Raw genomic sequence first — 22,376 nt, forward strand, 5'->3', positions numbered from 1 at the left:
GGGGGCTGGAAGGACGGTTGCGGGATTCTTGGAGAATGTGCTAAGCTATGCGAGGTTCATCACGCAGAAGCCCGCGCATGAGGCTTCCTTTCCGTACAATTTCAAGGAACGGAGGTGCTCGAATGGCTCGCCGTTGTGAAGTGTGTGGCCGGGGCCCGCAAGTCGGGAACAAGATCAGCCACTCCCACATTCTGACGAAGCGGCGCTGGTACCCGAACCTGCAGACCGTGCGTGCTGAAGTGAACGGCTCCGTGAAGCGCATCCGCGTCTGCACGCGATGCCTTAAGGCAGGTAAGGTGAAGCGCGCCATCTGAGAAAGAAAAAAGCACCGTTCAGGTGCTTTTTTCTTTGTATCGATGGCTGTCTCACGCGTGCTGGTTGAACTCGCCTCACTCGTCCTTGGTGAACGTGCTGAGCACAGCTTTCACAATTCCTCCCAGGAAGCGCGGCAACTTGATGGTGTAGACCTTCACGACCTCTACCCCCCTCGAACAACCTGCGCCATTGTCGGAGCGGAGTCTGACCCGCCGCAAGTCCCGCTCTGCCTCCAGGGCATAGGCGTCTGTCGCTAGCTATGTATATGCGCCCACTGTAGAAATGTGCCAGGACGAGCTCAGAAATTCATCTCAACTGTCAAGCGCCCGACGCAGGGCCTCAATGGCTTTGGCGCGGTCCAGTTCATCAAACACGGCCGATCCCGCCACAAACACGTCGGCGCCGGCACTCCTCGCTCGGCGGATGGTCCCGGCGTGGATGCCTCCATCCACCTCGACGTGGACGTCCTGCCGCCCCGCGTCGTCCAGCATTCGGCGAACCTCGGCGACCTTTGCGAGCGTGCTTGGAATGAGCGATTGACCCCCGTAACCCGGATTCACGGTCATGACAAGGACGAGATCGACGTCAGAGACCAGATACGACAAACCATCGGGAGGCGTACCGGGATTCAGCGCCAAGCCCGCCTTGAGGCCCGCCTCGCGGATCATCTGCAGTGCGCGATGCACGTGCGGCGTCGCTTCGTAGTGCACCGTCAGAATGTCAGCTCCTGCATCCACAAACGCCGGAATCCAGCGCTCTGGACACTCGACCATGAGGTGCACGTCCAACGTCGCTTCGACGTGCCGCCGCAGCGCCTTGACGATGGGAGGCCCCAACGTGAGGTTCGGCACAAAGTGACCGTCCATCACATCGATGTGAATCCAGTCGCACCCGGCCCGGATGACCTCGTCGACCTCTTCTTTCAACCTGGCGAAATCGGACGACAGAATGGAAGGAGCAATGACTGGTGTCTTCATCAGTACGCGTTCAACTCCTGTTCCCGCGCTTCCTCATACAGCTGCTTGTACGACATATAGCGACTGGCCGGAATTCGCCCTTCCTCCACAGCGGATTTAACGGAACATCCATCTTCATCTAAATGGAGGCAATCCCGGTAGGTGCACCGCTGCGCCCACGGTAGAAACTCGCGAAAATGAAACTTCACCTCACGAGATGCCACGTACACGTGGAGCTGACTGAACCCTGGGGCGTCCGCCAGCCACGTGGCATCGTCCAACCGAACCAGTTCCACATGGCGCGTGGTCTGCCGCCCTCTCCCGATCTTCTCACTCACCTCGCCGGTCTTGAACGAGATGCCTGGCGCCAGGGCGTTGGCGAGCGTGGATTTGCCCGCGCCGGACGGTCCCGCAAGAACGGTCACATGTCCCTTGAGCCGCCACCGCAATCGATCCAGACCCTCTCCCTGCCTGACCGACACGGCGACGGCTTCGTATCCAACGCGGCGGTATGTGTCCACCGCGGCGTCGGACTCAGCTTGCTCGACCAAATCGGCCTTCGTGAACACAATGGTCGGTTCGACGCCCGCCACGCTCACCTGCAGCAAGGTCTTGTCGAGCATGTAGAAGCTGAGATCGGGCGTCACAAAGGAACACGCGACAACGACGTGATCGACGTTGGCGATCGGGGGCCGGACAAGCTCCGTCCGCCGCGGAAGCACCTCGCGAATGATGCCCTCCTGCGCCCCGACAGGCTCATACCGGACGAAATCCCCCACCAGCACCGTTGTGCCTTTGACTTTAAACACGCCTCGCGCTCGGCAACGCCGAATGTGGCCATCGTCGAACACGTCAAAGAAGCCGCCGATGGCGCGAATGACACGCCCTTCTCTCACCGCGCTCCTCCTCAATGCCCTTTGTGCTTCAGTTGACCGGGCGCCGACTTGCCGGGCGGCTGCGGTGCGGGCGCAGGCTGAGCCGTGGGCTGGGTGGCGTTGCCGGCGGGCCCAACGGAATTGCCGCCGGCCGCGCTGTTCGCACCACCATTGTCCGCCCCCGCCGCGTTGCCCGAGCCGTTCTGCGTCCCGCCGCTCGTCCCGTTGCCGGTGTCGTTGCCCGTTCCATTGGACGGCGGGAGAGACGCGGGATTTGGCACCACATACAGATTGATGGTCGATCCCGCCGGCACGCGATCCCCTTGGATGTACGGGTACGCGTAGGAGACGAGCGGATTTTGGTCGGCGAGATCGCTCGGCGTCACCGTGCCCAAGGTGAGGCCAGCAGCCTGAATGGCTGCCTCCGCCTGCTGAAGCGTGAGGCCGACGAGCTTCGGCACCGTGACGTATTGCTGCTGACTCACCGTCAGCGTGATCTTCGATGTGATGGGGACCTGGGTGCCTGGCGCCGGATCGCTCGAAATCACGTCACCCGACGGCACCGACGTGCTGGTCTCCGTTTGGACGGCGATGTTGTTGGCCGAGAAGCCAGCGCTCGTGAGAGCCTGCTTTGCCTGATCCAACGGCTCATTCGTCACGTCCGGCACGGCCACCTTCGGCGCACCCTGACTGACGTAGAGCGTGATATCCCGGGTCTTCTTCACCTGCGTGTTGCCTGCAGGAGACTGCTGATACACAATCCCGGACGCGGCCTTCACATTTGGCTCGAACTTCTCCTGAATCTGCTGCCTGGAAAAGCCCGCGGCCTCCAGGGTCGCGACGGCCGCTGCCGCCGGTTTACCGACGACGGAGGGCAGTTCGACGTTGGGTACGGTGAGGAGCCTCGTCACGAGCACAATGGCCGCATACCCGCCGAGGCCGATCGCGGCGAGCGACAATACCACGATGCCCGTGATGAGGCTCGCACGTTTCCAGCGCGCCATGGGGCGCTTCGCCGATGCCGGCGCGTCGGATGCGCCTTCCTCACCCGTCACCTCCGCAGACTTGAGCGCCTCGCTCAGGCGCTCACCCATCGCCGGCACCACGATGGTCTTTCCGTCCAAGCCGCTCGAAGGTACAAACTTTGGCTCGTTCGGGCGCTGAAGCGCAGCGTCGAGATCGGCCATGACCGCGGCCATATCGGGATAGCGCCCCTCTGGCTCCTTGACCAGACAGCGCAGGACGATGTTCTCCACGCTCTGCGGGATATCCCTGTTCAGCTGGCGCGGCTCGACAAACGGCTCTCTCAGGTGTTTCAGCGCGACACTGACCGGCGAGTCTCCCTCAAATGGGAGTTTGCCCGTCAGCATCTCGTACATCACGACGCCGAGCGAGTAAATGTCGCTCTTGGCATCGGTCGGACCGCCTCGCGCCTGTTCAGGCGAAAAATAGTGGACCGATCCCAACACCGTCGTCGCCTGGCGATGGGCAATGGTTTGACCCGTGGCGGCTCTCGCGATGCCGAAATCAGCCACCTTGACCTGGCCGCTCTTCGTCATGAGAATATTGTGCGGCTTGATGTCGCGGTGAACCACGTGCAACTCGTGCGCGTGCTGTAAGGCCGAGCAGATTTGCCTGCTGATCCGGATCACTTCCTCGACCGGAAGCGGTGCGCGCTCGACAATCACGTCCTTCAACGTGGGCCCATCCACATACTCCATCACGATGTACTGCTGGCCGTCCTCCACGCCCACGTCGTACACGTTGACGATGTTCGGATGGGAGAGGCGCGCAGCGGCCTGCGCTTCTTGGCGGAAGCGGCGAACGAACTCCTCGTCTTCCGCGTACTGGTTGCGCAGCATCTTCACGGCCACCGTGCGATCGAGCAGCGTATCCATGGCGCGATACACTTCCGCCATGCCGCCTTCGCCAATTTTCTGCTCGAGACGGTACCGACCCCCGAGCGCGCGCGCCGTCATCCGTTGTTGTCCTCCTCTCGATGCACCGCGACGAGTGCGGTGACGTTGTCCGTGCCGCCCCGTTCGAGCGCCAGTTGGATCATGGCGTCCACCGCCGCAGACACGTCTTGTGTGGTGCATGCACCGCGTGCCTGCTCCAAAAACAGCCTCAGTTCCTCGTCCTCGACCAGATTCGACAGCCCGTCCGAGCACAGGAGCAGGACATCGCCCTCCTCCCACGACAGCTCCGTCAGGTCTGGAATGCTCACGGGCTCGGTTCCGAGCGATCTCGTCACAATGTTGCGCTGCGGGTGATGCCTGGCTTCCGAAGCGGAGAGATGGCCGCGGCGAACCAACTCCGCCACGAGGCTGTGATCCTCCGTGACCTGGCGAAATTCTCCTCCGGTCAACGCGTACGCCCGGCTGTCCCCAACGTGAGCCACCACCATCCTGTCCGCGAGCGCGAGCGCGCACACGATGGTGGTCCCCATGCCAGCGTATGCCGGCACCGCCTCCGCCTGTCTGTAAATCGCTTCGTTCGCGTCCGCGATAGCCGCTGCCACAACCTCTCTGGGACTGGCGTCCGCTGACAGATGGCGCCCCACATACTCGGTCACTCGTTGCACGGCGATCCGGCTGGCCACGTCCCCGGCCTGAGGTCCTCCCATGCCGTCGGCGACCACGAACAGAACGCCGACCGGCAAGTCGTCCACGACCGCGTAGCCGTCCTGATTCATGGAGCGCACCAGCCCGATATCGGACTTCGCCGCGTAAATCATCTCAACACCTCGACTCTCGAACCGGCGAACACCCACTCAGGCTTGCCGGTTCGCGTACTGGGCGCGAAGCTGTCCACACGCCGCCGCGATGTCGTGCCCCATCTCGCGGCGGATGGTGGCGTTCACGCCTGCGTCCAACAGCGCGCGCCAAAATGCAAAGATCTGTTTCTTGTCCGTGCGGCGATAACCGCGTTCAGGCACGTAATTCACCGGGATCAGGTTCACGTGGCACGGCAAGCCCTTCAACAAATCCGCCAGTTCCTCGGCGCACTCAAGGCTGTCGTTCTCGCCCGCCACCAGCGCGTATTCGAACGAAATCCGGCGTCCCGTTTTTCGATAGTAATCATGACATGCCTCCATCAACTTGGCAATCGGGTACGCCTTGTTGACAGGCATCATGCGTCCGCGAATCGCATCGTTCGGCGCGTGCAGGGATACTGCCAGCGTGATCTGACGACCTTCTTCTGCAAGGCGGCGAATGCCGGGGACAAGTCCCACTGTCGACACGGTGATGTGTCTCTGCCCGATGTTCAGCCCGTGCTCGTTCGTGATGATGTCGATGAATCGCATCACCTGATCGTAGTTGTCCATCGGCTCACCCGAGCCCATGACCACGACGGACGACACGCGCTGCCCCACTTCGTCCAACAGCGCCTGGCTGTGCATCAACTGCTCAACCATCTCCCCCGCGGTCATGTGGCGGATCATGCCGCCCAGCGTGGACGCGCAGAACGTGCAACCCATCTTGCAGCCAACCTGGGACGACACGCACACGCTGTTTCCGTAGTCGTGACGCATGAGCACCGACTCGACCGTGACGCCGTCCGGCCAGGCGAGCAAGAACTTGCTGGTCGGATCCACCTTGGAATCCTGACGCACGACCTGCTTGGCGGATCGCAGGTACGCCACCTCGTTCAGGCGCTGGCGGAGCGCCTTCGGCAGACTCGTCATATCGTCGAACGACTTGGCCCGCTGCTGGTACATCCACTCGTAAAGCTGAACGGCGCGAAATGGCCGCTCTCCGAGTTCGCGCACCACCCAGTCGCGCAGTTCATCGAGTGTGAAGTCGTACAAATGGATCATGGTCTCACCTCCCGGCGAAGCTCAAATTCGGCGCAGGCGCGCCATGAAAAATCCGTCCGTCTCGTACCAGTCCGGCCAAAGCAGGAAACCGGCCGTGCGCTCTCCAACCCTCGCCGCGAGGTTCGGCGTCAGCTCGCCGCCGATGTCTTCGATGCGGACGCCCACGGACGGATCGGACGCCACCTCACGCACGACAGACTCGTTCTCCTCCTTCAACAGTGTGCACGTCGAGTACACGACGCAGCCGCCGGATCGGACGATGGCGCACGCTCGGCGCAGCAAGGACCTCTGAAGCTGCGCCAATTGCGCGACGTCCTCCGGGCGCCGCCGATATCGCAGATCCGGCCGGCGGCGCATGACGCCAAGGCCCGTGCAGGGTGCGTCCACGAGCGCCGCGTCGTACAGCGCCCCAGGTTCCACCTGCCGGCCGTCGCCGAGTCTCGGATGAACGCTTTGCACGCCGAGCCGCTCCGCCTGTTGCCGGACGGCGCGGACCTTCGCCATCGCGACGTCGTAAGCGTCGATCTCGCCGCGATCGTTCATCAACTCGGCCAAATGGGTCGTCTTGCCACCCGGCGCGGCGCACAGGTCCACCACGCGCATGCCGGGCTCCGGCCGAAGAAGAGGCGCGACGAGCATCGCCCCCTCGTCCTGAATCGTCACCCATCCGTCCCGGTACGCCTGAAGGCGCGTCACATCGATCTGCCCCTGCACGCGCACGCCGTCATCCGCGAGCGCGCCGGACCTTGCCTCGACGCCCTCCTCTGCCAGCCGAGCGATGACCTCCTCCCGGGATCCGCGCAGGCGATTGGCGCGGAGCGACATCGGCGCCGGCTCATTCATCGAGGCGAGGGCCGCGAGGACTCGATCCGCTCCGTGGTCCGCCACGAGCCGCTCCACAATCCAGGCCGGCACACTGTACATGACCGACCAGCGCTCGAGGTCCCGCGCCCCTGCGAGGGCCTTCTTGAGCAAACTCTCCCACTCTTGCGCCCGCTCGGCGTACCGGCGCAGGACCGCGTTCACGAGGGCCGCGGCCTGTGGCCGATGCCGCTTGGCGAGTTCGACCCCGTCGTTCGCCGCCGCGTACGCCGGAACGCGGTCGAGCCAAGTCATCTGGTACGCGCTCATCCGCAGGATCACGCGCACCTCGGGATCCAGTTTCGCCAAGGGGCGGCGCAAGAGCGGCGAAAGCAGTCGGTCGAGCGTGATCTGCCGGCGCAGCGTCCCATAGGCGATCTCGGTGGCCAAGGCCCGATCCCGCTCGTCCACCTTTCCGCCCGCGAGCGCCCCTTGGAGGGCGACGTTGAGATACGCCGCGTCCCGTTCAACCCGGATGAGCGCCTGATACGCGCGCCGCCTGCCTTCAGCGATCATCGCTCGCGTTCCCCCTCATGCGCACGCCTTCCCCGCGCAGCCCGCGCCAAAACGCGCCCGCTGGCATCGCGCGGCGACCACTCGGCTTCAGCTCGAAGATCTCGTAGATGCCCGCGCCGCACGACACCCAGAGCGCATCGCCGCGCGGTTTGACCTCGCCGGGATCGCCGAAGGGCCCCATGTCCATCGGCCTCCCCGCCAGCACCTTCATCTCGTCACCGGTGCTGAGCGCGGCACTCGCCCCCGGCACTGGCGCGAGCGCCCGCACCTGCCTGTCGATCTCGGCCGCGCTTCTTGTCCAGTCGATCCACTCGTCCTCGCGCGCCAACTTCTCGGCGTACGTGACCCCTTCAGCCGGCTGGGGCACGGGTACAAGCTCGCCGGCGACATAAAGCGGCAGATACCGCTCGCACACCTCGCCGCCGAGCCGAGCCAATTTGTCGTGCAGCGATCCGGCCGTGTCCGTCGGCTCGATGACTGCGCGCTCCTGCGCCAAAATGGGCCCCGCGTCGAGATCGCGCACCATTTCCATCAGCGTGATGCCGGTTTCCGCGTCGCCGGCCCAGATGGCGCGCTGGATGGGCGCCGCGCCGCGCCAACGGGGCAGAAGGGACGCGTGCACGTTGACCGATCCGACGCGCGGAAGCCGCAGCAGCGCCTCGCTCAGGATCTTGCCGTACGCGGCCGTGACGATGAGATCCGGCGCAAATCGCCGGATGTCCTCCATCGCGTCTCGCAGGCGCTCGGGCTGCCAGACCGGAAGGCCGAGTTCCAGCGCGCGCACTTTGACCGGCGGCGGCGCCAGCGTCCGGGATCGCCCGCGGGGCCTGTCTGGCTGCGTGATGACGACCACCTCGTAGCCCAGGCGGCAGAGCGCATCGAGGCTCGGCACCGCAAAATCCGGCGTCCCGCAAAACAGCGCGCGAACCGTCATCGCGACGACTCTCCGACCGGCTGGCGCTCGATCTCCTCGGGCCGCAGGTAGTCCGTGAACAGGATGCCGTCCAGGTGATCGATCTCGTGCTGCAGGCAGCGGGCCAGCAGATCGCGGCCCTCCATCTCAAAGAACTCGCCATACCGGTTCTGCGCCCGCACCCGCACGTAGGCGGCGCGCTCCACCACGCCGGAGAGCCCGGGCAGAGAGAGACACGCCTCGCGCTCCCGCTGCACGCCGCTCCGCTCCACAATCTCCGGGTTGACGAGTTCAATCCAGGCGCGCTTCTGAAAGCTGTCCTCCTTCGGCTGCACGTCGATCACGACGAGACGCTTCAGAATCCCAATCTGATTGGCTGCAAGGCCAATCCCGTCGGCGTCATACATGGTTTCCGCCATGTCGTCGAGGAGCCGGTGAATCGCCGGGGTGAACTGCGTCACGACATGCGCCTTCTGCCGCAGCACTGGATCCTCTCCCTTGCGAATGATGCGAATGGCCATCGTTCATCCCCTCCCTGTATGTCAACCGATCCGCTGGGCATTGACGTCGAGCACGGCGGAGCCGCCCAGCCGATTCATCTTCTCTTTCACCAATCGGTACGCGCGCACGACGTCCTCTTTCACATCCTGCCACGCCGCGTACTTCATCACAACCTGGTACCGATACACGTTGTCGATCCGCCGAATGCCACTTGGCCCCGCCGGCAGCACGGTCAAGGACGCCGCGGAGGGCGAACGCGCGAGCTCCCGCTCGAACCTCGCCGCCGCGCCGCGCGCCAGCCGCTCCTCCGAATGCGAGGCGAGAAACACCGCCAGTTCACAAAAGGGCGGATATCGAAAGAATTCGCGGCTCTCCCGCTCGCGTTCGTAGAACATGCGGTAGTCGTGGGACTTCGCCGCTTCGATGGCGCGATGACCGGGCTGATACGTCTGGATGAGCGTAATGCCATCCGTGTCTGCGCGCCCGGCCCGTCCCGCCACCTGCGTGAGCAATTGGAATGCGCGCTCGTTGGCTCGATAATCCGGGAGCGTGAGCATCGCATCCGCCGCCACGACCCCCACCAGCCGGACGCGCGGAAAATCGAGTCCCTTCGCGATCATCTGCGTGCCCACGAGCACGTCCGCGTCGCCCCGCTGAAATCGGTCGATGATGCTCTCGAGCGCCCCCTTGCGCCGCGTGGTGTCCAGATCCATGCGGAGGACCCTCATCTCGGGCCAAGTGCGCAGCAGGTGCTGCTCCACCTGCTCGGTTCCGAGGCCATATGGGACAAGCGCATCCTCGCCGCAGGCAGGGCAACGGCGCACGAGCGGCTCCTCGTGCCCGCAATAGTGGCACAAAAGGACGTGCCCGTCCGCACGCCGGTGAACCGTCAGGTGAATGTCGCAGCGCGGACACTCCATGCTGTGCCCGCACGCCCGGCACAACGCCGCGTGCGCGAAACCGCGGCGATTCAGAAACAGGATGGCCTGCATGCCCTCCGACACCGTGCGCTCCAGTTCCGCCGCGAGCCTGCGGCTGAAAATCGACCGGTTTCCCGCGCGCAACTCCTCGCGCATGTCGATCACGTCCACGGGCGGCAGCGGCCGTCGATTTGCCCGAACCGGCAGGGAGACAAGCCTCGCGCCGCCTCGTTCCACCCGAAACATGGACGCGAGCGACGGCGTCGCCGATCCCAAGACTACGAGCGCCCCGGCCTCCCGCGCGCGCCACATGGCCACTTCGCGCGCGTCGTAGTGGGGCGCATCCTCTTGCTTGTACGACGGCTCGTGTTCCTCATCGATCACGACCAGCCGAAGCTTGCGCATCGGCGCAAAGACCGCCGATCTCGCCCCGATGACCACGCTCGCCTCCCCTTCGAGGACCCGCGTCCATTCCTCGCGCCGCTCGCCGAGCGACAGCCCGGAGTGAAGGACCGCAATCTGATCTCCGAACCTTCGCTCGAACCTCTGCACGAGCTGGGGTGTCAGGGCGATTTCCGGTACCAATACGAGCGCCTGTCCGCCCTCGTCGACGGCCGCGCGAATCAGGTGCATGTACACTTCCGTCTTGCCGCTGCCGGTCACACCGTGCAGCAGCGCCACGCCATGGCCCCCTCGCGCCATCTCGGCCAGTGCGCGCACCGCCGAGCTCTGGTACAGCGTCAGCTCTGGCCAATCGTCCACCTCTGGCGGCGCAGATTCGCGCTTCGCGCGGCGTTCCACGGCGCCGACCAGCCCCGCCTCGACGAGCGGCGTCACCGAAGCCGGTGGATACGCGCGCCGGTCCCAGGGCACCTCTCGCTCCGCCGCAAGTCGCAGCAAGATCTCGGCCTGGCGCCGCGCGCGGCGGCGCCGGCGTTCCGCCTCGAGGCGCAAAACATCCGCTTCCGCACACGCGACGAGGTACGCGCGCCGCTTCTCGCCGACGGCCTCGTCCACGCGGATTTCTTCGCGAACGAACCCTGCCTCCAGCCAAATCCGAACGGTACGCTCGTCCGCCCTCGATCGCGCCCGAATCTCGCTCCACTCGGGTGCACGGTCGGCAACGAAGGCAAAAAGCGGGGCATCTTTCACGTCGTTCGGGACGCGCCCTTCCGAATTCGGCACGACCACCTTGCGCACGCGCACGCGAAACGCGCCGGGCAGGACGGCCGATACCGCCTCCGGCAGCGTCGCCGCGTACCGATCGCACAGCCACTCCGCCATGCGCATCTGATGAGGCGTCAACACCGGGACGCGATCGATCACCCGCGCGAGCGCGCGAAGACCTCGGGTATCGACGTCCTCCCGCACCGCCCAGACGATGCCGGATCGGACCGACTCCCGCATCGGCACCACCACCCTGGCTCCGGGCGACACATCCACGCCAGGCGGAATCACGTAATCGAACCGCTTGTCCAAGAAGAGGGCCGTCCCCTCGACCACGACCTCCGCGACGCGGGCGGTGCCTCGGGTCATACGGGCCGCTCACCGTCCGACACGCGAAGGACCTGTCTCACGCGGGTCAAGATGTGATCCGCCACCCTGTGCTTTTCCATGACCGGCAGCGCCTCGGCCGATCCGTCCTTCGCGATGAGGGTCACCTGGTTGGTGTCCACCTCGAAGCCTGCACCAGGCTTCGTCACGTCGTTCACCACGATGAGGTCCAGGCCCTTTTCCGCGAGCTTGCGCCGGGCATGTTCCACCGGCGTGTCCGTCTCCGCCGCGAAGCCCACCACTACCTGACCGGGGCGCTTCGCGCGGCTCACCGTGAGCAGAATGTCGGGCGTCTCGACGAGATCCAGTTTCAACGGGCCTTGCGACTTTTTCCATTTATGATCCAGGGCACGGGCGGGGCGAAAGTCCGCCGGCGCCGCGGCGGAGATGAACGCGTCCGCCTCGGCAAAGAACTCGCTCACCGCATGCAGCATCTGTTCGGTCGAGCGGACGTAGATCATCCGCGCGCCTGGCACTGGCTTGAGGTGCGTGGGACCCGAAATGAGGGTCACCCGCGCCCCACGGCGTGCGGCCTGTTCGGCCAACGCGTATCCCATCTTGCCGCTCGAGCGATTGGTGAGGTAGCGGACGGGATCGATGTCCTCGACCGTGGGCCCCGCGGTGATGAGAATAGACAGGCCATCCAGGTCCTGCTCCTGATGGAGCACGGCTTCAATCACGTCCGCGATGTCCTCGGGTTCCGGCATGCGCCCACGGCCGGTGTAGCCGCAGGCGAGCGGCCCCTCGCCCGGATCCAGAACGAGCGTCCCCCGGCGGCGGAGAATGTCCAAGTTCTCCTGCACAGCGGGATGGTCAAACATATGAACGTTCATCGCCGGCGCCACGACCGTGGGGCAGGTCGCGGCAAGCGCGGTGGTCGTGACCATGTCGTCCGCCAGGCCGTGCGCCAGTTTGGCGATGAGGTTGGCCGTCGCAGGCGCGATGACGTACAGATCTGCGCGATCCGCCACCGCGATATGGGCAATCTCCGACGGATTCGGCTCCGCGAACGTGTCGAAGATCACCGGGTGCTTGGTCAGGGCCTGCAGGGTGAGCGGCTGAATGAACCGGGTCGCGTGTTCGGTCATCAGCACCTGCACCTCGTAACCGCGCTTCACCAGGAGTGAACATAGATTCGCGGACTTGTACGCCGCAATGCCTCCTCCCACCCCGACGAGGATGGTCTTTTTGTCCATACCGCACCCTCCCTTGGCTCCTGCCGTTCATGACAAGAGGCAGAACAACGCGCGGTTGTCCTGCCTCATCGCCCGATCACGGATCTGCGTCATTCGCCGTACGAATTCTTGCCGCGAACGACGCCGTCGTGAATTTCCCAGAGCGCGCGGCTCACGTTCCGCGTCGTCGACGCGCCGGGCTGGTTGAGCGTCTCGTTCTGCAGCTTCCGCGCGCGCTTCGCCGCGAGCACGACGAGCGCATACTTGCTGTTGCACCGATCCAGGAGTCGATCAATGGACGGATAGATCAACGACGGTCACCCCATATCGAAATACCGCCTCAACGGGCGGATACGAATGCTCAAGTCTTCTCAAGTCACGCGACGCTTCCTTACATTGTACATGGATCTTGGAGCAAAGGAAAGAGCGCACTACTCCACGTTCTGCGCCTGCTCGCGCAGCTTCTCAATGAGGGCTTTCATCTCCACCACGTGTCGGCTGATCTCGGCGTCCTGCGACTTCGACGCAATGGTGTTCACCTCGCGGTGCATTTCCTGCACCAGGAAGTCGAGCCGCCTCCCAACCGGTTCCGCGCGTTCAAGATCGCTGCGCATCGCCTGAACGTGGGCCTCGAGCCGCACCAGCTCCTCGTCGATCGCGACGCGATCGGCAAACAGCGCGACTTCCTGCGCAAGTCGCGCGTCGTCGACCGAAATGCCAAGCTCCGACACCCTGGCCAGAAGTGACGCGCGATACGCAGCGACAGACGCCGGCGCACGCTGCCGGATGGCGCGAAGATGGGCCTCCACGTCGTCGAGGTAGCCGACGCACGCCCGGGCGAGATCGCCCCCTTCGCGCTCGCGCATGGCGACGAGTTTGTCGATCGCGGCATTCACGAGATCTCCGAGGGACGAGACGGCCTCTTCCTCGGATAAGGCAGCAGGGCGCACCGAGACGGCGCCGGGAAACGTCAGCCACTGGCGGGCCGAGCGCGGATCAAACGGAACGCCGAGTTTGTGGCACAGCGTCTGATCCGCCTCGACGAGCGCGTCGACAAGCGCCCAATCGACGTACACCTGCCCCGCCGCTGCGCCCGTGCCTGCCAGTGAGACGGCGATATCGACGCGGCCGCGCTGCAACTGACCCCTGACGCGATCCCGCACGGCCACCTCGGCGAACGACCAGTCGCGCGGCAGGCGCACCGAAACCTCGAGGAAGCGATGATTCACGGACTTCGCCTCAACCACCACGTCATACGGCCCCACGCGGCCCTCCGCGCGGCCAAAACCTGTCATGCTGCGAATGCCCACATTCCCGCCCCCTGACCGCGTGTCATCTGGTCAGGATTGTACCGATGGCGGGACGGATTGGCAATCAAGCGGCCGCGTCCGAGCCGGATCGCTGCTGGAACTTGTGCAGCCGGTTCCGCCCCATGCGGCGCACCGAGAGCGCGAACGATGGCACGGCGGCCGCCACAAGGACCATCGCCCAATCGCCCAGGCCGAGTGGCGTCGTGTGGAACACCTCGGCCATGCGAGGCACGTACATGGTGCAGGCGAACAGCGCGACGGAGGACAGCACGGCCAAAAGCAGCCAGATGTTCTCAAGCGGGTTGCGCCGCAGGATGCCGCCCTCCAGGCTTCGGGAATCAAAGACGAGAATCAGTTGGGCCATGGTGAGGGTCGCGTACGCCATCGTTTGCGCGTGTGCCAATTCGGCTCCTTGGTGCAGCGACCACGCAAAGACCGCAAGTGTCGCGAGGCCGATCAGCACGCCGCGGGACAAGATTTTGACGGCCATGCCGCGCGCGAAAATGCCCTCGTGCACGTTTCTCGGCGGGCGGCTCATGATGTCGTCCTCGGGCGCATCGACGCCGAGCGCGATGGCGGGCAGTCCGTCCGTGACCAGGTTGACCCAGAGGATTTGAATCGGCGTCAGAGGCAGCGGCCAGCCGGCCAGCATGGCCAGGAACATCGTCAGAATTTCGCCCACGTTCGACGCGAGCAGGTAGCGGATGAACTTCTTGATGTTGTCGTAGATGGCGCGCCCCTCTTCCACCGCGGCCACGATGGTGGCGTAGTTGTCGTCAGCGAGGATGAGGCTGGACGCCTCCTTCGCCACATCCGTCCCGCTCTGCCCCATGGCGATGCCGATATCCGCCTGTTTGATGGCCGGAGCATCGTTCACGCCATCGCCCGTCATGGCGACAACCTCGTGATTCGCTTGGAGCGCCCGCACAATGCGCAGTTTGTGTTCCGGCGTCACCCGCGCGTAGACGTAGGTGTCGCGCACGAGATTGGACAGGCGCTTATCGTCCACGCGCTCGAGATCCGCGCCTGTGAGCACGCGCCCACCGGGAGGAAGGATGTCAAGTTGCTTCGCGATGGCGGTGGCCGTCGCCTGGTGATCGCCCGTAATCATCACCGTGCGGATGCCGGCCGACTTCGCTTTGGCAATCGCCGATTTTGCCTCGTCTCGCGGCGGATCGATCATGCCGCAGATGCCCACGAAAACGAGCTCCGACTCCCAATCCGACTGGCGCGCTTCCTCGGACGAGCGGAACCGGCGATAGGCGAAACCGAGGTTGCGCAGCGCGCGTGAGGCCATCTGGTCGTTGGCCGAGGCAATCTCCTTTCGTAACGTCTGCCCCAGGGGTTCCTCCCGATTGCCGAGCAGCACATGTGTGCATCGCTCCAAAAGGACGTCCGGCGCCCCTTTGACGAACGAGAACCAGTCTTCGCCCGAGCGGACCAGCACGCTCATCATTTTCCGATCCGCGTCAAAGGGCCGTTCGTCGACGCGCTCATAAACGCTGTCGGGGCGCGCAAAGCCAGCCTTATGAGCAAGCACGAGCAGGGCAATTTCCGTCGGATCGCCCTTGACCGTCTGCGCTGTCGCGCCGTCCGCGCCTGCCTCAAGGTGCGCTTGGTTGCATACCGCGGCGATCTCGACCAAACTTTTCAGCGCGGCCCTCCGCCCCGGTTCAATCCGGCGGCCATTCGCGACAAACTCGCCGTGCAACTGATGCCCCGATCCCGTCACATCCACGTACAGACCATCCGCGTACATCTGTGTGACGGTCATCTTGTTCTGCGTGAGCGTGCCCGTCTTATCAGAACAAATCACCGTGGCGCATCCCAGCGTTTCCACCGACGGGAGTCGGCGCACAATGGCGTTCCGCTTGATCATCCGCTGCACGCCGAGCGCGAGCGCGATGGTGACAATGGCCGGGAGCCCCTCCGGAATTGCCGCGACGGCGAGCGACACGCCCGCCAAAAACATCTCATACAGCGCGTGTCCGTGCATCACGCCCGCCACCACCACGAGCACCGTGATGCCGAGCGAGATCCAGACCAGCGTTTTCCCAAGCTGATCCAGACGCTTTTGAAGCGGCGTCTCCTGATCCTCCGATTGATCAATCAAATCCGCGATTTTCCCCATCTCCGTCTGCATTCCGATGGCCGTAACGGCGTATTCCGCCCTGCCTCGGGTCACCATGGTGCCCATGTACACCATGTTCCGCCGATCCGCGAGCGGGCTGTCCGCTGCCACCCTGACGCGCGGATCCTTCATCACCGGCACCGATTCGCCGGTGAGCGCCGACTCCTCCACTTCGAGCGATCGCGCCCGAACGATTCGTCCGTCCGCGGGGACGCGATCGCCATCCTCCAACAGCACGATGTCTCCGGGAACCAGCTCTTTCGCGGACACCTCCACCACTGCGCCGCCGCGCCGAACCTTCGCCACAGGCGCCGTGAGCTCCTTGAGCGCCTTGAGCGAGCGCTCGGCCCGCACTTCCTGCACAAAGCCGAGGATACCGTTCAGGAACACGATGGCGACGATGGTGATGGCATCTGTGTATTCACCCAAGAGTCCCGAAATGAGCGTGGCGGCGATGAGCACGAGCGTCATGAAGTCGCGAAACTGGTTGAAGAAGACCGTCAACAACGACACCTTGTTCCCGTCGTGCAACAGGTTCAACCCGTGCAATTCTCGCCGCCTGTCCACTTCTGCTTGGGAGAGCCCGTCGAGCGACGTCTCGAGTCCCGCGAGGCATTCGGCCTCGCTGTGCGCATGCCACGTTTGTTGTTCCACCGAGCACACCCCTTCGTCAACTTGTCTCGTAATCATCTATGCGAAGGAAGGAGTGAACATGTCCGAGCGAGGAGCACTGGCGGACGACCTTTGTCAAGAAATCACCGCGCCGAATTGGGGAAACTGCGGTATACTGGCTTCGTGAAGAGAGGAGCATCGAGCGTGGACGGTTGGACCTTGCGCCGCCTCGCGCGCGAACTCGACGGCGCGCTGCGAGGTGCCCGCATCGACAGGATTTATCAACCCGGCGAGCGCGATCTCGTCCTCGCCGTCCGCTCGGCACAGTTGGGGGCGCGGCGACTGTACATGTCCGCCCACCAGCGGTTTGCGCGCGTCCACTTTCTCGCGGACGAACGCCCAGACAATCCGCCAACGCCGCCGATGTTCTGCGTCATTTTGCGCAAGCACATCGAGGGCGGTCGCATCCTTGGCGTCACTCAACCAGGTTGGGACAGGGTGCTTGAAATTGGCATTGAAGCGCTGGATGATCTCGGTGATCGCCGCACATACGCCCTCGTCTGCGAGATCATGGGGAGACACAGCAATATCGTGCTGGTTGAGGAGCGCTCGGACGACAGCCGCGTGATCATCGACAGCGCTGTGCGCGTGACGGAGGAGATGTCGCGCTATCGCGCCGTGTTGCCGGGCATCCCCTATCTCCCGCCGCCCCCGCAGGGCAAAAAGCCCGTGGAGCAGTGCGCGCCGGAAGACTTCCTCGGCGTTGATCCCTCGGCCGGTTCCTCCCGCGCCAACCAGATGGCCGTTGTGGAGAAGCTTGCTGGCACGGGTCCCGTCACGGCTCGAGAGATCCTTCATCGGGCCATCGCGAGAACGGGTTACGCTGAGGCGGCGTCCATTTATCAGGCGTCCATCGATCTCGCCGCGGTGGTCGATGAAGTGCGAGAGCCCGCCTCCGTCGGCCTCGACGACGTGGGTCGGGCAGTGGAGTGCGCGCCCTTTCGGCTCACGTGCAGGCCCAGGTTCGCCGAGTGCGACACGGTGAGCGAGGCCATTCGCCGGCTGTTCGCCGACGTCGGCGAGTCTCTCCACCAATCGCGCTTGGCTCGCGAACTGGAGCGGAGCGTCCGAGACCACATGGATCGACTTCGCGGCAAGCTCGTCCGCCTTGAGCAGGAGTGGGAGGACGCCGAGGCGGAGGAGCAACTGCGAGTGAAGGCCGAGCTCCTCACCGCGTACGCGCACGCGGTCCCGCGCGGCGCATCGGAGGTGGAACTGCCGAACTACTACGACGACAATCAGCCGCTTCGGATTGACCTGGATCCTGCGCTCGACGCCATCGCGAACGCTCAGCGCCTTTTTCGCATGGCGGCGAAACGAAAGCGGGCCCGTCAGTGGATTGAAATGGAGCGGGAAAACACGCGGCGAGACCTGCGGTATCTGGAGGACGTGCTTCAATCGCTCGCGGACACCTCGCTTGAGAACCTCGAAGAGGTGCGCAGGGAACTGGAAGCGCAGGGCTTCTTGGCGCGGTCCCATCGCCGAGGAACTGGGAGCAAGAAGCGCTCCCGCGAGGCCGAGCCGCACGCGTTTCGCTCAAGCGACGGATTCGTCATTCGCGTCGGTCGCAACAACGCGCAGAATGATCGGCTGACGTTTCGGAGGGCTGACAAGCGCGATGTGTGGCTTCACGTGAAAGATGCGCCGGGATCGCACGTGGTCATCGAACGCGGCCAGGCGGACGAAATTCCAGAGCGCACCGTGGAAGAGGCGGCGGTGCTTGCCGCGTATTTCAGCAAGATGCGCGATTCGGCAAACGTGCCGGTGGACGTGACCGAGATTCGCCACGTGTGGAAGCCGAACGGCGCGCGACCTGGTTTTGCACTGTACGACCATCAGAAGACACTGTTCGTGACGCCGGAGCGTTCGCTCTTGGACAGCATCATGTCCCGAGCGCTTGCGACGCGCGAAACGAGCGATTTCCATTGAAGGAGAGGTCCCACTATGGCTCAGGATCAAGGAAATAAACGCCTCATCGTCGGTGCAACCAAGCCTGCGCATGACACCAACATTCTCACCAACACGCAGGCCACCATCCGCGAAGCCTTGGACCGACTTGGCTACGAAGAGGCCGTGTACGAACTCCTCATGGAGCCGATGCGGGTGATGACCGTGCGCATCCCGGTTCGAATGGACGACGGGCACGTCGAGGTGTTCACAGGCTATCGAGCGCAACACAACGACGCCATTGGCCCGACGAAGGGCGGCGTTCGCTTTCACCCAGATGTGACGCTCGACGAGGTCAAGGCGCTGTCCATCTGGATGTCGCTAAAGTGCGGCATCTTCAACCTGCCCTATGGTGGCGCCAAGGGCGGCATCGTGTGTGATCCGCGCAGCATGAGCCTGTCCGAACAAGAGCGACTGGCGCGCGGCTACGTGCGAGCCATCAGCCAAATTGTCGGCCCGGCCAAGGACATCCCGGCGCCAGACGTGTACACCAACAGCCAAATCATGGCCTGGATGTACGATGAGTACAGCCGCATCCGCGAGTTTGACTCCCCCGGCTTCATCACGGGGAAGCCGCTCGTCCTCGGCGGTTCGCGCGGACGCGAGTCCGCCACAGCGCTCGGCGTCGTGGTGGCACTTCGCGAAACCGCGGAGCGAATGGGCAAGAAGCTGTCGGAACTGCGCGTGCTTGTGCAGGGATTCGGAAACGTGGGTTCCAACGTCGCTCGAATTCTCCACGAGCTTGGCGCTACTGTGGTTGGCATCAGCGACGCGGGCGGCGGCGTATACAATGAAAATGGCCTGCCTATCCCCGAACTTATTGAAGAAAAGGATTCGTTTGGAATGGTCACGCCGCGGCTGTCCGGCGTCATCCCGACGGAGGAGTTTCTCACCAAGCCGTGCGACGTGCTCGTCCCGGCGGCACTGGAGAACCAGATCCACGAAGGCAATGCGGATAAGATACAGGCAAGCCTCATTGTCGAAGCTGCGAACGGCCCCACCACGCCCGAGGCAGATCAAATCCTGCACGAGCGAGGCATCGTCGTCGTGCCGGATGTGCTCGCCAACGCGGGCGGAGTCACCGTGTCTTACTTCGAGTGGGTTCAGAACAACCAGGGCTTCTATTGGACCGAAGATGAAGTCAACCAACGCCTCGAGAATATGATGGTGCAGAGCGTGCACAACATCCTTGACACAGCAGAGCGTTACGACTCGCTGCCTCGCATGGCCGCGTACATGGTGGGGATTCGCCCGTTTGCGGAGGCCATGCGCTGGCGCGGATGGGTATGAGAAATCACCGCTTTTAAGAGACTATATTCAGGGCGCGGCGCGGCCGCGCCCTTGCGCTGGGGATGAGCATGAGGACCGCGAGCATGAGGCCCGACGACGTGGTCACCCGCCTCGGGATGCAGATGAAGTGGAAAACGTGGTGGAATTTCCGAATCGATTTTGGCGGTTCGGTCCTGTTCGCGCTTTTCAATGTCGTGGTCAATCAGTTTTACGTCCCGATGGCCATTCGCCACGGGGTATCCAACCTAGGTGTGGGCCTACTGACGGCGGCGCCAGCCATCGGCATGCTATGGTCTCCCATGTGGGCGCACCTGATGCGCGGGCGTTCGACCAAGCCGTTCGTCCTGTGGCCACTTGTCGTCGGCCGGATGTCCGTCCTGTTGGCAGGCGCACTGTTGACACCCGCCGCGTTCCTCTTCACGGCGTTCATGGTGAACTTGATGAACGGCATCCAGGCACCTGCCTATCCCGCGCTGCTCGCGCGCATGTATCCCCCTGCGCTGCGCGGACGGCTGATGGGCTACGTGCGCGTGGCGCAGGGGACACTCCTCATTCCCCTTGCCTACCTCGTCGGCGAGTGGAGCCAACATCAGGGCGACCGCTGGCCGCTCATTGGCGCGGCCATCATGGGGACGGTGTCTGTCATCCTGTTCTCGCGGGTGCGAGAGGTGGAAACACCCGCACCGGAAGGCGCAGAACACACGTCCGCACGCCGAACCACGCAAATATTCGGACATTGGCAGATAGCTCGCGCAAGCCGACCGCTCACCATCTTCCTGATGGCCACCATGGCCACAGGTTTCGGCAACCTTCTGGCGGGCCCAATCTATCAAATCTATCAGGTTCATACCTTGAACCTGTCCAATGCGCAAATTGGTGTCACGCGCGTGGCGTACTACGTCGCGCTGTTGGTGGCCTACTTCGCGGTGGGATGGATCATCGACACGTGGTCACCCCGCCACGCCATGTTCATCGGCATGAGTGCCTATGCCCTCGCCCCGGCACTGTACGTGCTCAGCGGATCATTCTCGGCCGTGATATCTTCCTGCGCCCTGCTCGGCGTTGGCGATGCCGTCTGGGACATCGGCTGCATGTCCTACATCTTCCGCGCCGTCCCGGGCCGAGAAGCTGAGGCGTTTGGTCTTCATTTCCTTCTGTTTGGAATTCGCGGCGCCATTGCGCCGCTGGTCAGCACGGCGATGACGCACGCGATGTCGCTTACGGATATCTTCCTCATCGCCATCGGCATCTGCGCACTTGGCATTGCCATTTTCGCCGTGCCACCCACGCCGCGGGCGCCGTCGCCCACGGTCGAAGCGCCTCAGCCCGGCGCTCCGTGAGTCATCACGGCCGACAGCCTTTTCGCGGCGCGCCGCCAAAGTGCAAACCTGTCCGGTCCGAGCACGTCGTCCTCGGGCCGGGCTTCCCCTGCCATGCGCCGCGCGATGATATCCGCCGCCACCGCGTAACAGACGGTCCCGTTTCCTCCGTAGCCAAGCGAGCAGAAGACCCGCCGAAAGCCTGGGTGCGCGCCGACGACAGGCCATCCGTCGGTTGTCGAGCCAAACGTCGAGGCCCATCGGTACGCAATGGACACGGGTCCGATGTCAGGAAGCACCTGTTGCGTCAGCCGAGCCAACTGCTCCGCGCGGACATTGAGGTCACCGTCTCGCCGGGGACCGTCCGGAACCGGCAAGTCGAGGCCGCCGACCACAAGCCGCCTGTCTCGCGTCGTCCGCATGTACAAATACGGGCGCGCCGTCTCCCAGATCAGGACACCCTCCGGCCAAGCCGCCAAGTCCGACAGCGGTTCTGTGGCGATCGCGTAGGTACAGCCAAGCCGCGCACCCGCGAGAGGCCGCGTGTTCTGGAAGACATATCCTGTCGCGATCACGGCCGCACGCGCCCGCACGCGAAATCCAGCGTCCGTCTCCACAGCGACATGCGCGTCATTCTCTTCCGTGCGGACGACCGCCGTGCGCTCAAAGACGCGGGCCGCGCCGCGGCGGACGAGCTCGGCCAAAAGCGCTCGGGTGAACTTCAACGGATTGACCTCCGCATCTCCGTACGTCACGAGTGCCGCCTCGCGGTCAATCCCGAAAGCCCGCCGCAGCTCATCTCGCCCGACCACGAGATCCGCAGCAAAGCCGTGTTGCGCAAGCGCGCGGGCCTCGTCCTTCAAGCGAGGGATGTGAGCCGGAACGGACGCGTAGCAGACGCTCATGCGATCCGCAAATTCGACGTCCTCCGGAAGCTGCTTGACAATCTCCCGTATCCGTCCGACGCCTTCCCGACAACGCCGGTAGAACGCCACCGCTCGCGCACGCCCGTGCACGCGAATCATCTCGGCGAGTGGCATGTCGTTCGCATATTGCAGAAGACCTGTGTTTCCGCGAGTCGATCCCATGCCCACGCGGTGTCGCTCCACCACGACGACCTGAAATCCGCGTTCCGCAATTTCCCACGCAGCGATGGCTCCGCCGATGCCGCCGCCCACCACCACGACATCGCTTTGCACATCCCCATCGAGCCGGGGATAGGACTTCGGGGAGATGTCGGACTCCGACCACAGCGTGCGGCCCGTGTGAAGATCCACGTGAGCCCCTCCTTCGCCTGACGG

The 22,376-nt window shown here is 64.1% G+C and carries 19 protein-coding genes; 4 read left to right on the forward strand and 15 right to left on the reverse strand.

What is annotated here, in order from left to right; all coding sequences use genetic code 11:
• Window positions 1-122: 122 nt before the first annotated feature.
• Window positions 123-314: a 50S ribosomal protein L28 gene (gene rpmB, locus AMA01_RS08100; RefSeq protein ID WP_067849834.1), complete on the forward strand. Its 192-nt coding sequence runs from the start codon at window positions 123-125 to the stop codon at window positions 312-314.
• A gap of 75 nt (window positions 315-389) precedes the next feature.
• Here the strand turns inward: rpmB and spoVM are convergent, their stop codons facing one another.
• The 14 genes from spoVM to AMA01_RS08170 form a co-directional block, all read right to left on the reverse strand.
• The gene (spoVM, locus tag AMA01_RS14055; RefSeq protein WP_081442625.1) at window positions 390-533 is read right to left on the reverse strand and encodes a stage V sporulation protein SpoVM; all 144 of its coding nucleotides are present in this window, start codon (window positions 531-533) and stop codon (window positions 390-392) included.
• Window positions 534-626: 93 nt separating this feature from the next.
• Window positions 627-1,292 (reverse strand): ribulose-phosphate 3-epimerase, encoded by a 666-nt coding sequence (gene rpe, locus AMA01_RS08110; protein WP_067849836.1) that lies wholly within the window; start codon window positions 1,290-1,292, stop codon window positions 627-629.
• Window positions 1,292-2,167 (reverse strand): ribosome small subunit-dependent GTPase A, encoded by an 876-nt coding sequence (gene rsgA / locus AMA01_RS08115; RefSeq protein ID WP_067849838.1) that lies wholly within the window; start codon window positions 2,165-2,167, stop codon window positions 1,292-1,294. The genes rpe and rsgA overlap by 1 nt, the downstream gene beginning before the upstream one ends.
• Before the next feature lie 11 nt (window positions 2,168-2,178).
• Entirely contained in the window at window positions 2,179-4,125 is a 1,947-nt protein-coding gene (gene pknB / locus AMA01_RS08120; protein WP_067849842.1) for a Stk1 family PASTA domain-containing Ser/Thr kinase, read from the reverse strand.
• Window positions 4,122-4,883, reverse strand: coding sequence for a Stp1/IreP family PP2C-type Ser/Thr phosphatase (locus tag AMA01_RS08125; protein ID WP_067849844.1), 762 nt, complete (start codon window positions 4,881-4,883; stop codon window positions 4,122-4,124). The genes pknB and AMA01_RS08125 overlap by 4 nt, the downstream gene beginning before the upstream one ends.
• Window positions 4,884-4,919: 36 nt before the next feature.
• Complete coding sequence (gene rlmN, locus AMA01_RS08130; RefSeq protein ID WP_067849846.1) at window positions 4,920-5,966, reverse strand: 23S rRNA (adenine(2503)-C(2))-methyltransferase RlmN; 1,047 nt, start codon at window positions 5,964-5,966, stop codon at window positions 4,920-4,922.
• Between the two features lie 21 nt (window positions 5,967-5,987).
• Entirely contained in the window at window positions 5,988-7,343 is a 1,356-nt protein-coding gene (gene rsmB / locus AMA01_RS08135) for a 16S rRNA (cytosine(967)-C(5))-methyltransferase RsmB (protein ID WP_067849848.1), read from the reverse strand.
• The gene (gene fmt, locus AMA01_RS08140) at window positions 7,333-8,277 is read right to left on the reverse strand and encodes a methionyl-tRNA formyltransferase (protein ID WP_067849850.1); all 945 of its coding nucleotides are present in this window, start codon (window positions 8,275-8,277) and stop codon (window positions 7,333-7,335) included. The genes rsmB and fmt overlap by 11 nt, the downstream gene beginning before the upstream one ends.
• Complete coding sequence (gene def / locus AMA01_RS08145; protein WP_067849851.1) at window positions 8,274-8,777, reverse strand: peptide deformylase; 504 nt, start codon at window positions 8,775-8,777, stop codon at window positions 8,274-8,276. The genes fmt and def overlap by 4 nt, the downstream gene beginning before the upstream one ends.
• 21 nt (window positions 8,778-8,798) lie before the next feature.
• The gene (priA, locus tag AMA01_RS08150) at window positions 8,799-11,213 is read right to left on the reverse strand and encodes a replication restart helicase PriA (protein ID WP_067849853.1); all 2,415 of its coding nucleotides are present in this window, start codon (window positions 11,211-11,213) and stop codon (window positions 8,799-8,801) included.
• On the reverse strand, window positions 11,210-12,427 hold the full coding sequence (gene coaBC / locus AMA01_RS08155; RefSeq protein ID WP_067849855.1) for a bifunctional phosphopantothenoylcysteine decarboxylase/phosphopantothenate--cysteine ligase CoaBC: 1,218 nt from the start codon (window positions 12,425-12,427) through the stop codon (window positions 11,210-11,212). The genes priA and coaBC overlap by 4 nt, the downstream gene beginning before the upstream one ends.
• Window positions 12,428-12,516: 89 nt before the next feature.
• Window positions 12,517-12,717 (reverse strand): DNA-directed RNA polymerase subunit omega, encoded by a 201-nt coding sequence (gene rpoZ, locus AMA01_RS08160; RefSeq protein ID WP_067849856.1) that lies wholly within the window; start codon window positions 12,715-12,717, stop codon window positions 12,517-12,519.
• A gap of 120 nt (window positions 12,718-12,837) precedes the next feature.
• Window positions 12,838-13,716, reverse strand: a complete 879-nt coding sequence (locus tag AMA01_RS08165) for a YicC/YloC family endoribonuclease (RefSeq protein WP_067849858.1) — start codon at window positions 13,714-13,716, stop codon at window positions 12,838-12,840.
• Window positions 13,717-13,780: 64 nt separating this feature from the next.
• Window positions 13,781-16,501, reverse strand: coding sequence for a calcium-translocating P-type ATPase, SERCA-type (locus AMA01_RS08170; protein ID WP_067849860.1), 2,721 nt, complete (start codon window positions 16,499-16,501; stop codon window positions 13,781-13,783).
• A gap of 162 nt (window positions 16,502-16,663) precedes the next feature.
• Between AMA01_RS08170 and AMA01_RS08175 the strand changes: the two genes are divergently transcribed.
• The 3 genes from AMA01_RS08175 to AMA01_RS08185 all read left to right on the forward strand — a co-directional run bounded on the left by AMA01_RS08175 (window position 16,664) and on the right by AMA01_RS08185 (window position 21,096).
• The gene (locus AMA01_RS08175) at window positions 16,664-18,448 is read left to right on the forward strand and encodes an Rqc2 family fibronectin-binding protein (protein WP_067849862.1); all 1,785 of its coding nucleotides are present in this window, start codon (window positions 16,664-16,666) and stop codon (window positions 18,446-18,448) included.
• A 15-nt stretch (window positions 18,449-18,463) separates the two neighbouring features.
• Window positions 18,464-19,756: a Glu/Leu/Phe/Val family dehydrogenase gene (locus AMA01_RS08180; protein ID WP_082744079.1), complete on the forward strand. Its 1,293-nt coding sequence runs from the start codon at window positions 18,464-18,466 to the stop codon at window positions 19,754-19,756.
• A gap of 83 nt (window positions 19,757-19,839) precedes the next feature.
• Window positions 19,840-21,096 carry an MFS transporter gene (locus AMA01_RS08185; protein WP_067849864.1) on the forward strand — a complete coding sequence of 419 codons (1,257 nt, stop codon included), beginning with the start codon at window positions 19,840-19,842 and terminating at the stop codon, window positions 21,094-21,096.
• Here AMA01_RS08185 and AMA01_RS08190 read toward each other — a convergent pair.
• Window positions 21,078-22,352: an NAD(P)/FAD-dependent oxidoreductase gene (locus AMA01_RS08190; RefSeq protein WP_067849865.1), complete on the reverse strand. Its 1,275-nt coding sequence runs from the start codon at window positions 22,350-22,352 to the stop codon at window positions 21,078-21,080. The genes AMA01_RS08185 and AMA01_RS08190 overlap by 19 nt on opposite strands.
• Window positions 22,353-22,376 lie beyond the last annotated feature (24 nt).

Source organism: Alicyclobacillus mali NBRC 102425 (assembly GCF_001570745.1).
GTDB classification, from domain to species: Bacteria; Bacillota; Bacilli; order Alicyclobacillales; family Alicyclobacillaceae; genus Alicyclobacillus; species Alicyclobacillus mali.

Excerpts from the sequence above, each read along its gene's own strand:
- rpe (WP_067849836.1), bottom strand. The coding sequence starts at position 1,292 with ATGAAGACACCAGTCATTGCTCCTTCCATTCTGTCGTCCGATTTCGCC.
- rlmN (WP_067849846.1), bottom strand. The coding sequence starts at position 5,966 with ATGATCCATTTGTACGACTTCACACTCGATGAACTGCGCGACTGGGTG.
- AMA01_RS08185 (WP_067849864.1), top strand. The coding sequence starts at position 19,840 with ATGAGGCCCGACGACGTGGTCACCCGCCTCGGGATGCAGATGAAGTGG.
- AMA01_RS08125 (WP_067849844.1), bottom strand. The coding sequence starts at position 4,883 with ATGATTTACGCGGCGAAGTCCGATATCGGGCTGGTGCGCTCCATGAAT.
- coaBC (WP_067849855.1), bottom strand. The coding sequence starts at position 12,427 with ATGGACAAAAAGACCATCCTCGTCGGGGTGGGAGGAGGCATTGCGGCG.
- def (WP_067849851.1), bottom strand. The coding sequence starts at position 8,777 with ATGGCCATTCGCATCATTCGCAAGGGAGAGGATCCAGTGCTGCGGCAG.
- fmt (WP_067849850.1), bottom strand. The coding sequence starts at position 8,277 with ATGACGGTTCGCGCGCTGTTTTGCGGGACGCCGGATTTTGCGGTGCCG.
- AMA01_RS08180 (WP_082744079.1), top strand. The coding sequence starts at position 18,464 with ATGGCTCAGGATCAAGGAAATAAACGCCTCATCGTCGGTGCAACCAAG.
- priA (WP_067849853.1), bottom strand. The coding sequence starts at position 11,213 with ATGACCCGAGGCACCGCCCGCGTCGCGGAGGTCGTGGTCGAGGGGACG.
- pknB (WP_067849842.1), bottom strand. The coding sequence starts at position 4,125 with ATGACGGCGCGCGCGCTCGGGGGTCGGTACCGTCTCGAGCAGAAAATT.
- rpmB (WP_067849834.1), top strand. The coding sequence starts at position 123 with ATGGCTCGCCGTTGTGAAGTGTGTGGCCGGGGCCCGCAAGTCGGGAAC.
- rsmB (WP_067849848.1), bottom strand. The coding sequence starts at position 7,343 with ATGATCGCTGAAGGCAGGCGGCGCGCGTATCAGGCGCTCATCCGGGTT.